This window comes from Catenuloplanes indicus, assembly GCF_030813715.1.
Taxonomy (GTDB): domain Bacteria; phylum Actinomycetota; class Actinomycetes; order Mycobacteriales; family Micromonosporaceae; genus Catenuloplanes; species Catenuloplanes indicus.
The window spans coordinates 8,053,508-8,066,342 of record NZ_JAUSUZ010000001.1 but is presented as its reverse complement, the minus strand read 5'-3'; the positions used below and the strand labels follow the sequence as shown (position 1 = coordinate 8,066,342).

Genomic DNA, 12,835 nt, shown 5'->3' with positions numbered 1-12,835 from the left:
CCCGCACACCGCCTGGCGCATCCTAGGAGGCTGGGTCCGTTCCCTCCGGGCGCCGGGTCGGATAGCGTCTCGTCGTGATCTCCGGCGACGTACCCGCGACGGTTTTTGATCTTGTGGAGGGTGCGCCCGGCTCACCGGTCGTGCTGCACGTGCCGCACGGTTCCCGCGCGCTCACCGCCGAGGCCCGGCGCGGCCTGCGACTGGACGAGGCACAGCTGACCCGCGAGCTGGACCTGCTCACGGACGCGCACACCCGCGAGATCGCGGAGCGGGCCGCGGCGCGTGCGGCGACGACGCCGTGGACGTTCGCGAACGCGTTCTCCCGCCTGGTCGTCGACCCGGAACGCTTCCCGGACGACACCGAGGAGATGGCGCGCGCCGGGATGGCCGCGGTCTACACCCGCACCGCGCACGGCGAGGTGCTGCGCGACGACGACCCGGCGCGCGACGCATGGCTGCTCGACACCCACTACCGGCCGTACGCGGAGGGCATGGCCGCGCTGGTCGACCGGCGCCTGGCCGCGCTCGGCCGGGTGGTGATCCTGGACGTGCACTCCTACCAGACCGAGCCGCTCCCCTACGAGCTGCACGCGGACGGCCCACGGCCGGAGATCTGCCTCGGCGTCGACGACTTCCACACGCCGCCCTGGCTGCTCGCCGCCGCTCGCGAGACGCTGCCGAACACCCAGGTCAACACCCCGTTCGCCGGTACGTACGTGCCGCTGCGCCACTACCGGAAGGAGCCTGCCGTGAGCGCGCTGATGGTGGAGATCCGCCGAGACACGTACATGACCGAGCCGGGCGGGCCGCCGCACGACGGGCTGCACGAGATCGTCACACGACTGGCCGCGCTGGTGGACGCGGTGGCCGCATGAGCGCGGACGTCGCGCGCGTGCTGCGCGAGTCCCCGGTGGTCGACGGCCACAACGACCTCCCCTGGCAGCTGCGCGTCCACCGCGGGTACGCCGTGGACGGCCTCGACACCGGCCTGCCCGCACTGCACACCGACCTGCCGCGGCTGCGCGCCGGCGGCGTGGGCGCCCAGTTCTGGTCCGTCTACGTGCCGTCCAGCCTGCCCGAGCCGGAGGCGGTGGTGTCCACGCTGGAGCAGGTCGACGCGGTGCACCGGATGGCCGCGGCGTTCCCGGGCCAGCTGACCCTGACGCGTACCGCGGACGAGGTCGTGAAGGCGTTCGAGAACGGCCGGATCGCGTCGCTGATCGGCGTGGAGGGCGGGCACAGCCTGGCCTCCTCGACCGCGGTGCTGCGCTGCCTGGCCCGGCTCGGCGTCCGGTACGTCACGCTGACCCACAACCACCACACGCCCTGGGCGGACAGTGCGGCGCAGGCCCCGGTGCACGGCGGGCTGACCGACGAGGGCCGCGCCATCGTCCGCGAGATGCAGCGGATCGGCGTGCTGGTCGACCTCGCGCACGTGGCGGAGGGCACGATGGACGCGGCGCTGGACGTGGCGACCGCGCCGGTGATCTTCAGTCACTCCTCCTGCCGCGCGCTCACCGAGCACGGCCGCAACGTGCCGGACCGGGTGCTGCGCCGGCTGCGCGACAACGGCGGCGTGGTGCAGGTGACGTTCGTGCCGCCGTTCGTCTCCGCGGAGGTGCTGGCCTGGGAGCGGGCCGCGGACGCGGAGCGGGCCCGGCGCGGCCTCCCGGTCGGCGCGGTACCGTGGCCGCCGGCGCCGCGCGCGCACCAGGAACCGGTGTACACCGAGAAGGTCGTCGCCGACGTCGACCTCGGGCTCGGCCCGCGCCCGCGGGCCACGATCGCGCAGGTGGCCGACCACGTCGAGCACGCCCGCGAGGTGGCCGGCGTCGACCACATCGGACTCGGTGGCGACTTCGACGGCACCGACACGCTCCCGGCCGGCCTGGAGGACGTCTCCGCGTACCCGCGGCTGCTCGAGGAACTCGCCGGCCGCGGCTGGCCGGAGGCCGACCTGGCCGCGCTCACCGGCCGCAACGTGCTGCGTGTGCTGCGCGCGGCCGAGGACGCGGCGGAGGAGCTACTGGGGTAGCCGCTTGCGGAACCGGTACGCGATGTCGTTCAGGTCCTCGAAACCCAGGCCGCGGTAGAACCGGTGGGCCGCCTCGCGCTCCGGCCGGCGCCCGCTGGTCACCTCCACGAACGCGCACCGGAACGCGCTCGCGTACGCCTCCACGGCCGCCATCAGCGCGCGCCCGATCCCGCCGCGCCGCGCGTCCGCGTCGACGACCAACGCGACCAGGCGCGCGTAGTGACCGTCCACCTCCAGCAGCGGGCTCACGTGCACCGCGGCCACGCCGACCACCAGCTCGTCGGCGACGGCCACGAACACGGCCGCGGACGGCTCATCACCCCAGTAGTCCAGCCGGGACGCCACCGCGGCACCGTCCGCCGGGTAGCCGAGCTGCGTCAGGAGTTCCGCCACCCGGTCCGCGTCCGCGCCCTGCACCGGCCGCACCAAGATCGCCATGCGGCACAGTGTGGCAGATTCACGTTTCGCCGGCAGTGCTCACCGGTGCGCACCACGTCACGGGCGCGGCGGTTCCGGATCGTGGCCGCGCACCGACCGGCCGCCGTCGACCGGCAGCGTGACGCCGGAGATGAACGAGGCCCGATCGGACAGCAGGTAGGCGACCGCGTCCGCGATCTCGGCCGCGCGCGCGACCCGGCCCAGCGGATGCAGGCGTGCCATCTCCGCCGCCACGTGCGCATCGGCGATCTCCCGGTAGCGTTCGGTGTCGACCGAGCCGGGCGCGACCGCGTTGACCCGGATCCCCCGCGGGCCGTACTCGACCGCGAGCGCCCGGGTCAGCGACTCGATCGCGGCCTTCGCGGTCGCGTACGGCAGGCACCCCGGCACCGGCAGCCGTGCCTGATGCGACGAGACGTTGACGATGCTCCCGCCCGTACCGGCGGCGAGGAACGCCCGGACCGCCGCACGCGCGCCGGAGACCACCACCCCGAGGTTCGCCGTGACCAGGTCGAGCACGTCTTGCGTGGGCGAGTCGTGCAGCGACGCGTCGCGGAACACGGCCGCGTTGTTGACCCAGCCGGCCAGCGGTGCCGCGCGCGCCGCGGCCAGCTCGGTGATCTCGTCCGCGCCGGCGTCCCCGATCACCGCGACCGCGCCGGCCGGCAGCTCGACCGGGTCCCGCTCGATCACCACCACCGGGTGGCCGTCGCCGAGCAGCCGCTCCACGATCGCCCGGCCGATCCCCCGGCCACCGCCGGTGACCACGTAGCTCATCCGGACAGACCGTGGCGGTCCGCGAACGCGGTCAGCTCGTCGCGCTGCTCCGCCCAGGTGGCGCCGGACGGGCTGACCACCAGGCGGTCCACGCCCTGCCGGGCGAAGCCGTCCGCGCCCTCCGCGGTCAGCGAGATCGAACCCCAGCGCGTGTACTCGATCGGCCGCCCGGACGAGCGCGCCACCTCCAGCTGCGCGATCCGGTCGGCCGGGCCCAGCATGCCGCCGGCGAACCAGCCCGAGCCGTACGTCGCGGCCCGGCGGGCCGCGGCCAGGGACGAGCCGCCGACGTGCACCGGCAGCGGGCCACCGAGCGGGTGCGGGCGGCTGGTGACCCGGTCCAGCCGGTAGAACTCGCCGTCGTAGCTCACCTCGTCCTCCGTCCACAGCAGACGCAGTACCTCGAGCGCCTCGTCCGCGCGCCGGCCCCGGGTCCGGAAGTCCACGCCGGTCGCGTCCGCCTCCTGCGGGAACGCGCCGACGCCCACGGTCAGCAGCCGCAACCGCCCCTTGGCCAGCAGATCCAGCGTGGCCAGCCGCTTCGCCAGCGTGACCGGGTGGTGATACGGCAGCAGCAGCACGCCGGTGCCGAGCAGCAGCCGGGACGTCGCCGCGGCCACGAACGTGAGGCACACGATCGGGTCCGCGTACGGCAGGTCGACCGGCATCTCGTACTCACCGAACGTCATCCCCGGACCGAGCGCGACGTGTTCCGGCAGGTAGATGCCCTCGAATCCGAGCTCCTCCGCGTGCCGCGCGTACCGCACCAGGTGATCGGGGTCGACGCCGTAGGCCGTCGAACCATAACTGACCGCGAACTTCATGGCGATCACCCTAGTTAGTCGCGCGGTGGGCCGGGTACGTGCCCGCATGGGCACCTACGCGGAGGACATCGCCCGCCTGGCGCAGACCGGGCGCGAGGGCACGGACGCGCTGCTGGACCGGATCGGTGACCGGCGCGTGGTCATGCTCGGCGAGGCGACACACGGCACGCACGAGTTCTACCGGTGGCGGTCGGAGATCACCAAACGCCTGATCACCGAGTACGGGTTCAGCTTCGTCGGCGTCGAGGGCGACTGGCCGGACTGCGCCCGCATCGACCGCTCGGTGCGCTGCACGGACGACGCGCCCAGCGATCCGCGCGCCGCGCTGGCGCTCTTCGAACGCTGGCCGACCTGGATGTGGGCGAACGACGAGGTCGCCGACTTCTGCCGCTGGCTGCACTGGCACAACGCGTCGCTGCCGCCGGACGGCCGGGCCGGCTTCCACGGCCTGGACCTCTACTCGCTGTGGGAGTCGCTCCGGGAGATCCTGGACTATCTGCGCCGGTCCGCCCCGGACGCGCTGGCCGAGGCGACCGCCGCGTTCCGGTGCTTCGAGCCGTTCGGCGAGGATCCGCAGCGGTACGCGATGGCGACCCGGTTCGTGCCGGCCAGCTGCGAGGACGAGGTGGTCTCGCTGCTGCGCCGGCTGGCGGGCGGCACCGAGTTCGACGCGTGGCAGAACGCCGAGGTGGTGGCCGGTGCAGAGGCCTACTACCGGGCGATGGTCCGCGGCGGACCGGACTCGTGGAACGTGCGTGACCGCCACATGGACGCGACGCTGGCCCGCCTGCTCGATCACTACGGCACGCAGGCCAAGGCCGTGGTCTGGGCGCACAACACGCACATCGGTGACGCCCGCGGCTCCGACATGGCCGCGCTCGGCGAGGTGACCATCGGACAGCTGGCCCGCGACCGGTTCGGCGCGGACGACGTGGCGCTGGTCGGGGTGGCGGGCGGGCCGGGCTCGGTCATCGCGGCCCGCGCCTGGGGCAGCGCGACCGAGGAACTGCCGGTCCCGCCCGGTCGTAGCGATTCGCTGGAGGCGCTGCTGGAGCAGCACGCCCCGCCGTCAGCAGCGTTGATCTTCCCGTCGGCCGATCCGCCGCCGTTGCTGACGGACACCGTCCCGCACCGCGCGATCGGCGTCGTCTACCGGCCCGAGCGCGAGTCCTGGGGCAACTACGTGCCGACCGTGCTGGCCGGCCGCTACGACCACCTGATGTGGTTCGCCGCCACCAGCGGGGTACGCCCGATCCACACGCTGCACGCGGACGTGCACGAGCTGGAGGCCTACCCGTCCGGCGTCTGAGCCGGGCGGTGCCGGCACGGATCCCGGGCCACGGGATCCGTGCCGGCACCGGCGGTCTCAGGGCAGCGTGTCCAGGTGCGGGCCGACCGTGCCGGCGAAGCCGTTGCCGTTCGTCACGTCCCAGTTGACCGACCAGGTCATCGCGCCGCGGATGCCCGGGTAGGTGCGCGGTGGCTTGAACGTGCCGCAGTTGGTGCCGCGGGCCAGGCAGTCGAGCGCCGCGTTGACCACGCTCGGCGACACCACGCCGCCGCCCGCGGCGCCGGCACCGGCCGGCAGACCGAGTGCGACCTGGTCCGGCCGCAGCCCGTTCTCCAGCTGGATGCAGGCGAGCGCGACGATGAAGTTGACCGTCCCCTGGGCGTACGCCGCGTTCTGGTCACAGCCGAGCATCGCGCCGGAGTTGTAGAACTGCGTGTGCACGACCGTCAGGATGTCCTTGATCGCCAGCGCCAGCGCGAAGTAGGACCCGGCGGTCGACTGCATGTCGATCGTCTGCGGCGCCATCGTGATGATCAGGTTGCTCTTCTTCGCGTGCAGCGACCGCAGCGCCTGCGCCATGTAGGTCGGGTTCAGCCCGTTCTCCAGATCGATGTCGACACCGTCGAAGCCGTAGCTCTGAATGATCGACCACATCGTGTTCGAGAACGCGGCCGCGCTCGCCGCGTCGGACACCGCCACCCGGCCGGCTTCGCCGCCGACCGACAGAATGACCTTCGAACCCCTGGCCTGCAGGGTACGGACGTCAGCGCGGAAGTCCGCGTCGGAGTACCCGCCGAGCGCGGCCGACAGCTCCGGATCCACGCCGAACGTGACCGCCCCCGGCGTGCTGGTCGCCTCCGCGAACGAGACCGCGACCAGGTCGTACTGCGCCGGCGTGTCCCGCAGCCGCAGCTCCACCGCCTGGTTGACGAAGTTGTGCCAGTACCCGGTCAGGAAGTGCTTCGGCAGCGTCCCGTTGTTCGGCGGCGGCGTGGTGGGCGGTGGCGTGGTCGGCGGTGGCGTGGTCGGGGGCGGCGTGGTCGGGGGCGGCGTGGTGGGGCCCGGGGTGGTCGGTCTCGGCGTGGGTGAGCTCGTCGTCGGCGGTGGCGTGACCACCGCACCACCGCAGGAGGCGCCGTTGAGCGTACAGTTCGACGGGCTGCCCGGACCCGCCCCGATCAGCCCGAAGGTCACCGACGCGCCGCCGGCGACCGTACCGTTGTAGCTCTTGTTGCGAAATGTCCATCGGGTGCCGGCGGCGGTGACGTCCGCCTCCCAGGCCGAGCTGACCGACGTCCCCGCCGGCAGGTCGAACGCCACGGTCCACGAGCTGAACGCGGCCGTGCCACCGTTCGTCACGGTGACCCGCCCTTCCCACCCGGAACCCCAGTCCGACGTCTTCGTGAACGTGGCGGTGTTCGCCGCAGCCGCAGCGGGCCCCGCCGTCCAGACCACCGCCGCACCCGCCACCACCAGCGCCGACGTCGCCACCAACACCGCAAGCCGAGTTCGTCTCATGGCACCTCCCATGATCAAGGCGGCGATGGGGGTCGACCGCCGTCACGGGAATTATTAGGACTGTTAACAGTCCAGGGGAAGACTGTTATGGATTAATTAGGGTTGACGCACGCATCGAGTGCCGGGCGGCGCCTGACGCCATTCATGCCGCCCACCAGCACCGGCCGAACCGGCGAAGCCAACCCGCCGGAAAACCCACGACGACAATCCGCGGGAAAACGCACATTAGGGTCAGGAGCATGGCCGCCTCCTGGACCCTCTGCTTCGACGCCGCCGACCCCCATCGGCTCGCCGCCTTCTGGGCCGCCGCGCTCGGCTACCTGCCCGAACCCGGCTACGACGATCCGGACGGCGCCTCCATCATGGACCCCGATGACCACGGCCCCGCCATCTCGTTCCTCCGGGTGCCGGAGGGCAAGACCGCCAAGAACCGGCTGCACATCGACATCCGCCCCACCGGTTCGACCAAGGACGAGCCCGCGATCCGCCGCCGAGCGGCCGAGTTGATCGCCCTCGGCGCCACTCACGCCGGCGACGAGAGCTACGGCGGCATCTTCAGCCACGTCGTGCTTCGAGACCCGGAGGGCAACGAGTTCTGCGTCGCCTGATGGCGCGTCAAGACGCGTGACACCTTGACACCCGGCACCAAGTGAGCGCTAACATGCGGCAGATACATCGATGTGTCTGATTGCCTTTGTTGGTCTCCACCCGGCGGAGCGTGATCGGGCCGAGAGGGGAAACCCATGCTTATGTCCCGGATCGCCCGCCGGGGACTGCTGGCCACCGCCACCGCGACGGTGCTTCTCACCGGTGGCCTGGCCACGCTCACGGCGCACGCGGCGGAACAACGGCCGCGGGTGCTCGCCACGCCGACGGTGCCGCCGGCGGCGTACCCGGGTCCCGGGGTTGTCAACGGGGACGTCGGGGTGCACGACCCGACGATCGTGAAGACGCCGACCGGTGGCTATCTGATCGCGCACACCGGCGACAACATCGCGCTCAAGACCTCGACCGACCGGACCACGTTCCGCAACGCGGGGACGGTGTTCCCGAACGGGGCGTCGTGGACCACGACGTACACCGGGGGCAGCCGTAACCTGTGGGCGCCGGATCTGTCGTACCGGAACGGGAGGTACTACCTGTACTACTCCGCCTCGACGTTCGGGTCGAACCGCTCGGCGATCTTCCTGGCCACGTCCACGACCGGCGCGTCCGGCAGCTGGACCAACAACGGTCTGGTGATCGAGAGCAACACCGGCAACGACTACAACGCGATCGACCCGAACCTGACCGTCGACGCCGGTGGTACGTGGTGGTTGAGCTTCGGATCGTTCTGGTCCGGGATCAAGACGGTCAGGCTGGACCCGGCGACCGGCAAGCGGGCGGACAGCACGGTCCGCAGCCTGGCCGGGCGCGGCGGCGGTGCGATCGAGGCGCCGGTGGTGTTCCGGCACGGCGGCTACTACTACCTGTGGGTGTCGTTCGACCTGTGCTGCCGGGGTGCGGACAGCACGTACCGGATCATGGTGGGCCGTTCGACCAGCCCGACCGGCCCGTTCGTGGACCGCAACGGCACCGCGATGACCAGCGGCGGCGGCACGCAGGTGCTGGCCCGGCACGGCAGCATCATCGGGCCGGGGCACCAGGCGGTCTTCGCGGACACCGACGCCGAGGTGCTGGTCTACCACTACTACACCGGCAGCGGCGCGTCCCGGCTCGGGATCAACCTGATCGGCTACGACACGGCCGGCTGGCCGTTCGTCTACTGAAGCGCCGATCATGCGACGGCCCCTTCTCGCGTCCGGGCACACCGTCTGCGGCTACGACGCGGCGCAGCGGCCGCACGTGCGGCGGCCGGCGAACCCACGCCGGTTCGCGCGGCCGGATCCGGCCGGCTCGTCAGGCGAGTGAGGCACCGCCCACGTAGGAGTCCCGGATCGCGATCTCCGCGATCCGGGACACCGGCACGTCGAACGGGTTCTCCGCCAGCACCACGAAGTCGGCCAGCCGCCCCGGCGTGAGCGCGCCGAGATCGTCCGCCCAGCCGCAGGCCGCGGCCGCACCCACGGTGTAGGCACGCAGCGCGTCCGCCACGCTCATCCGCTCCGCCGGGCCGACGACACGCCCGCCGGAGGTCAGCCGCTCCGCCATGAACTGGATCGCGCGCAGCGGCGCACCGTCCGTCACCGGCCGGTCCGAGCTGGCCGCCAGCCGCACGCCGGCCTCGAGGAACCCGGCGCCCCGGTAGAGCCAGCCGGCCCGGTCCGGCCCCATGATCTCCGCGTAGTCGTCGCCGAGGTACCAGAGGAAGTTCGGCTGCACGACCGCGGTCACGTCCAGCTCCCGGAAGCGCGCCAGCTGATCGGGGCGGACCAGGCCGGCGTGCTCGATCCGGTGCCGCGGCCCCGGCTTGATCGCCTGCGCCGTCGAGATCGCGTCCAGCGCCAGGTCGACCGCCCGGTCGCCGATCGCGTGCACGGCCAGCTGCCAGCCGGCCCGGTGCCCGTCGACGATCGTCCGGGTGAGCGCGGCCGGGTCGCCGGCGAGCTGGCCGGCGTGGTCAAGACCGGCATAGTTCTCGGTCAGCGCGGCGGTCCGGGCCATCATGCCACCGTCGGTGAACACCTTCAGCGCGCCGATCGACAGCCACTCGTCGCCCAGCCCGGTCCGTACCCCGAGGTCAAGAGCCTGTGGAAGGTCGTCGTCCGGGTGCGCGGCCACCGCGTGCGGCACGTCCGCCGCCACCATCAGCCGCGCCCGCACCGGCAGCCGCCCACGCTCCCGCGCCACCTGGTAGGCCGCCAGCTCCACCGGCGAGTGCCCGACCAGCCCGCCGGCGATCCCGGCCTCGGACACCGCGGTCACGCCCTGCGCCCGGCACTCCCGCCCCGCATGCTCGATCGCCGCGACCAGCTCGTCCACCGAGTACGGCCAGCGCAGCCGCCGCACCGCCGCCATGTCACCCTCGGTGAGCAGGCCGTCCTCGTGCCGCACGCCGTCCGGCAGCATCGCCAGCACCGCGCTGTTGACCAGGCACGCGTGCCCCGAGTCGTGCGTCACGAACACGCGGCGACCGGCACTGACCGCGTCCAGCTCCGCCGCCGTCAGGTGCCGCCCCAGCGGTCGCTGGTCGTACCCCCCGACGTCCACCCAGCCACCCACCGGCACCCGCCGCGCCGCCTCCGCGATCACCCGCAGCATCGCGGCCGCGTCCTCCGACGGCGCCACGCTCGCCGCCCGCGCCTTCAGCCCGGTCCACGCCAGGTGCGTGTGCGCGTCCACGAACCCCGGCACCACGGTCGCGCCACGCAGATCCAGCACCTCGCGCGCCGGCATCCCGGCCACGTCGTCACCGCTCGCGAACACCCGCCCGCGCCACACCCCGAGCGCCCGCACCACCGGCCGCGCCGGATCCATCGTGACGATCGTCCCGTTCTCGATCCGCAGGTCCAGCACGCGGCCTCCTCCGACAGCCCGGACAGCTGCCCCCAGCCTAAAACCCGAAGATCACAATCCTCTGCCCGCTTCCGGCGGCTCACCCTCCGCACGCTCCCGCGAGCACCGGCCGGCCGCAGGCGGCCTCCGTGCACGTCCCCGTCGCACGCCCCCACGGCGACCGTCCACATCGCCCACGTGGCGCTCCCGCCGGGTCCCGAAACGGGGGCGAGGTGCGGCCACCGCGACCCCCCATGGGATGGAAACCGGGTGCTGGCGCCCTACTGCACCATCCACTCGCACAATCTTGCCGCCACGGCGCGGCCGGGCCTTCCTGCTGCACGCCCTCTCTTCGCTCATGGCCGGATCGGTGCCCGCTCCGTGTGGGGCTCCGGGTGGGCGTGCGCTCGTGTGGGCACCGAACGGAACGGCGAAGAGTGAGTCGACCGGATGAAGACCCCGGCCGCCGCGCCTGAGCATCGCAGCGGCGGAGCGAAAGGAGGTCATTCAGCGAAGTTGATGTCCCGATCGCTCCATTGATTGATCACACGGGGTGGAGCGGGTGTCGCTCGCCGGAATTCGCGCCCGAGGGCTTCGTCGATAACTATACCGGTATTACTATCAGGGCCATGGTGAGGGTGCCGTTGAGCGAGGAAGAGCGGGAACGCGGCGAGCGACTGGGCCGCGCACTGCGCGACGCCCGCGGCAGCCGCAGCATCGTCGACGTCGCGTCCGCGGCCGGGATCTCGCCGGAGACGCTCCGCAAGATCGAGACGGGCCGCATCCCGACGCCGGCCTTCTTCACGGTGGCGGCGCTGGCGGACGCGCTCGGGCTGTCGCTGGACACGGTCTCGGCCGCGTCGGCACCCATCCCCCGTCCGGGGACCGCCGGCAGCGACGATCTCGCGGCATAGCGCGACCGGCGGTGGCCGCGCGGTGTGATTCGCACCGGCGTGGGCGGGTATGCGCGCGTCATGACGGTGATGGTGGCCGGGCAGATCGCCCGGGATCTGGTGTTGACCGTGCCGGCGGTGCCCGGGGCCGGCGAGGCGGCCGATGCGCACGAGCGACGGGAGATGCTCGGCGGGAAGGGCGCGAACCAGGCGGTCGCGCTCGCGCAGCTCGGCGTGCCGGTCGCGCTGCTCGGTGTGGCCGGTGCCGACGAGACCGGTGAGCGGCTGCTGAACCAGGCGCGCAAGGACGGCATCGACGTGTCGTCCGTGCCGGTCCGGGGCGAGTCCGCGCTGATCGTGGAGCTGCTCGACGCGGACGGCGAGTGGCGGTACGTCCAGCATCTGCCGGAGTCGTCGCTGCTCACGCCGGACGACGTGGCCGCCGCGGCCGGCCGGCTGGCGAACGCGGACGCGGTCGTCCTGCAGTTGCAGCAGCCGCCGGAAGCGCTCCTGGCCGCCGCTCGCGCGGCACGCCGCACCGCGGGACCGCACGGCGATCCGGAGGCGGAGAGCGGGACGACACCGCGCGGCCCGATCGTGGTGCTGGACGGAGCGCCCGGCGACGGCGCCCTGCTGGGCTGGGCGGACGTGATCCGGGCGGACGAGCAGGAAGCGGGACTGCTGGCCGGTGCGGAGGTCGGGACCGAGGAGCGCGGTCTCCGCGCGGCCCGGGAGATCCACCGGCGCGGTCCGTGGCTTGCCGCGCTCGCGCTGGACGACGGCGCCAATCTCTTCGCCTGGTCGGCCCGTTCCCCGTGGGGTACGGACGGCCACGTCGTGATCCCCGGCGTGCAGACGACGACGGCGGACACCACCGGCGCCGGGGACTCCCTGGTCGCGGGCCTGGTGGCCGCGCTGCTGCGCGGGGACGATCCGGTCTCGGCCGCGAGCGGCGCGGTCGCCGCCGCCAGTTCCACGCTCGGTCACCCCGGCGGGCGCCCCGGCCTGACGCCGGAAAGCCTGTCCCGCCAGCGCGCGCTGATCGACGACGCACTGCGGGAAACAGCCGGCTGACGGGCGGCTGTTGACCGGATTCCGGGTGATTCGCACCTTGGAGGCGGTATCAAGGAGGCAAGTGCGTCGAACCCGGAGGTGTAGCTGATCATGACGACGGCTCGCGAGATCATGACGACTGACGTGACCTGCGTCGGCGAGAACGAGTACCTGTCGGCCGCGGCGAAGAAGATGGCGGACCTGGACGTCGGGTCGCTGCCGATCTGCGGCGTGGACAACAAGATCAAGGGTGTGATCACCGACCGCGACATCGTGGTGAAGGTGCTCGGCAAGGGCAAGGACCCGAACTCGATCACCGCGGGCACACTCGCGCAGGGTGAGGCGATCACGATCGGCGCGGACGACGACGCCCGGGAGATCCTGCGCACGATGTCGCAGCACCAGGTGCGCCGGCTGCCGGTGATCGACGGCACCAGCCTGGTCGGCATCATCGCGCTGGCCGACGTGGCCCGCGCCATGTCCGACCGCCCGGTCGGCGACCTGCTCGAGGCGCTGTCCCAGAACGGCCGCTGACCGCCGAGGGGTACGGACGATCGCCCGCCGCATAGGA

Annotated in this window: 14 protein-coding genes; 9 read left to right on the top strand and 5 right to left on the bottom strand. The window is 72.7% G+C overall.

Features of this window, described 5'->3' with window-relative positions; all coding sequences use genetic code 11:
• Positions 1-74 precede the first annotated feature (74 nt).
• Positions 75-875: an N-formylglutamate amidohydrolase gene (locus J2S42_RS36085; RefSeq protein WP_307246603.1), complete on the top strand. Its 801-nt coding sequence runs from the start codon at positions 75-77 to the stop codon at positions 873-875.
• On the top strand, positions 872-2,035 hold the full coding sequence (locus J2S42_RS36080; protein ID WP_307246601.1) for a dipeptidase: 1,164 nt from the start codon (positions 872-874) through the stop codon (positions 2,033-2,035). Before J2S42_RS36085 ends, J2S42_RS36080 begins: the two co-directional genes overlap by 4 nt.
• On the opposite strand, the gene J2S42_RS36075 is transcribed toward J2S42_RS36080, so the two are convergent.
• The 3 genes from J2S42_RS36075 to J2S42_RS36065 are packed head-to-tail and all read right to left on the bottom strand — an operon-like array spanning position 2,024 to position 4,074.
• A complete protein-coding gene (locus tag J2S42_RS36075) occupies positions 2,024-2,473 on the bottom strand; it encodes a GNAT family N-acetyltransferase (RefSeq protein ID WP_307246599.1) in 450 nt (149 codons plus the stop codon). The genes J2S42_RS36080 and J2S42_RS36075 overlap by 12 nt on opposite strands.
• Positions 2,474-2,530: 57 nt before the next feature.
• Positions 2,531-3,250, bottom strand: coding sequence for an SDR family NAD(P)-dependent oxidoreductase (locus J2S42_RS36070; RefSeq protein WP_307246597.1), 720 nt, complete (start codon positions 3,248-3,250; stop codon positions 2,531-2,533).
• Positions 3,247-4,074 carry a TIGR03619 family F420-dependent LLM class oxidoreductase gene (locus J2S42_RS36065; RefSeq protein ID WP_307246595.1) on the bottom strand — a complete coding sequence of 276 codons (828 nt, stop codon included), beginning with the start codon at positions 4,072-4,074 and terminating at the stop codon, positions 3,247-3,249. Before J2S42_RS36065 ends, J2S42_RS36070 begins: the two co-directional genes overlap by 4 nt.
• A gap of 46 nt (positions 4,075-4,120) precedes the next feature.
• Here J2S42_RS36065 and J2S42_RS36060 point away from each other — a divergent pair, with 46 nt between their 5' ends.
• Complete coding sequence (locus J2S42_RS36060; protein WP_370879462.1) at positions 4,121-5,383, top strand: erythromycin esterase family protein; 1,263 nt, start codon at positions 4,121-4,123, stop codon at positions 5,381-5,383.
• Positions 5,384-5,440: 57 nt separating this feature from the next.
• Here J2S42_RS36060 and J2S42_RS36055 read toward each other — a convergent pair whose 3' ends face one another.
• Positions 5,441-6,883: a chitinase gene (locus J2S42_RS36055; RefSeq protein WP_307246591.1), complete on the bottom strand. Its 1,443-nt coding sequence runs from the start codon at positions 6,881-6,883 to the stop codon at positions 5,441-5,443.
• Between the two features lie 239 nt (positions 6,884-7,122).
• On the opposite strand from J2S42_RS36055, the gene J2S42_RS36050 reads away from it, so the two are divergent.
• The 3 genes from J2S42_RS36050 to J2S42_RS36040 all read left to right on the top strand — a co-directional run bounded on the left by J2S42_RS36050 (position 7,123) and on the right by J2S42_RS36040 (position 8,794).
• The gene (locus J2S42_RS36050) at positions 7,123-7,491 is read left to right on the top strand and encodes a VOC family protein (RefSeq protein WP_307246590.1); all 369 of its coding nucleotides are present in this window, start codon (positions 7,123-7,125) and stop codon (positions 7,489-7,491) included.
• Between the two features lie 135 nt (positions 7,492-7,626).
• On the top strand, positions 7,627-8,652 hold the full coding sequence (locus J2S42_RS36045) for an arabinan endo-1,5-alpha-L-arabinosidase (RefSeq protein WP_307246588.1): 1,026 nt from the start codon (positions 7,627-7,629) through the stop codon (positions 8,650-8,652).
• 10 nt (positions 8,653-8,662) lie between these two features.
• The gene (locus J2S42_RS36040) at positions 8,663-8,794 is read left to right on the top strand and encodes a hypothetical protein (RefSeq protein WP_307246586.1); all 132 of its coding nucleotides are present in this window, start codon (positions 8,663-8,665) and stop codon (positions 8,792-8,794) included.
• Here J2S42_RS36040 and J2S42_RS36035 read toward each other — a convergent pair.
• Positions 8,783-10,339 (bottom strand): amidohydrolase, encoded by a 1,557-nt coding sequence (locus J2S42_RS36035; protein WP_307246584.1) that lies wholly within the window; start codon positions 10,337-10,339, stop codon positions 8,783-8,785. The genes J2S42_RS36040 and J2S42_RS36035 overlap by 12 nt on opposite strands.
• A gap of 608 nt (positions 10,340-10,947) precedes the next feature.
• On the opposite strand from J2S42_RS36035, the gene J2S42_RS36030 reads away from it, so the two are divergent.
• From J2S42_RS36030 to J2S42_RS36020, 3 genes are all read left to right on the top strand, one after another.
• Entirely contained in the window at positions 10,948-11,232 is a 285-nt protein-coding gene (locus J2S42_RS36030) for a helix-turn-helix domain-containing protein (protein ID WP_307246582.1), read from the top strand.
• A gap of 60 nt (positions 11,233-11,292) precedes the next feature.
• Positions 11,293-12,285, top strand: coding sequence for a PfkB family carbohydrate kinase (locus tag J2S42_RS36025; protein WP_307246581.1), 993 nt, complete (start codon positions 11,293-11,295; stop codon positions 12,283-12,285).
• Positions 12,286-12,375: 90 nt separating this feature from the next.
• A complete protein-coding gene (locus J2S42_RS36020) occupies positions 12,376-12,798 on the top strand; it encodes a CBS domain-containing protein (RefSeq protein ID WP_306831518.1) in 423 nt (140 codons plus the stop codon).
• The last annotated feature ends 37 nt before the right edge of the window (positions 12,799-12,835 follow it).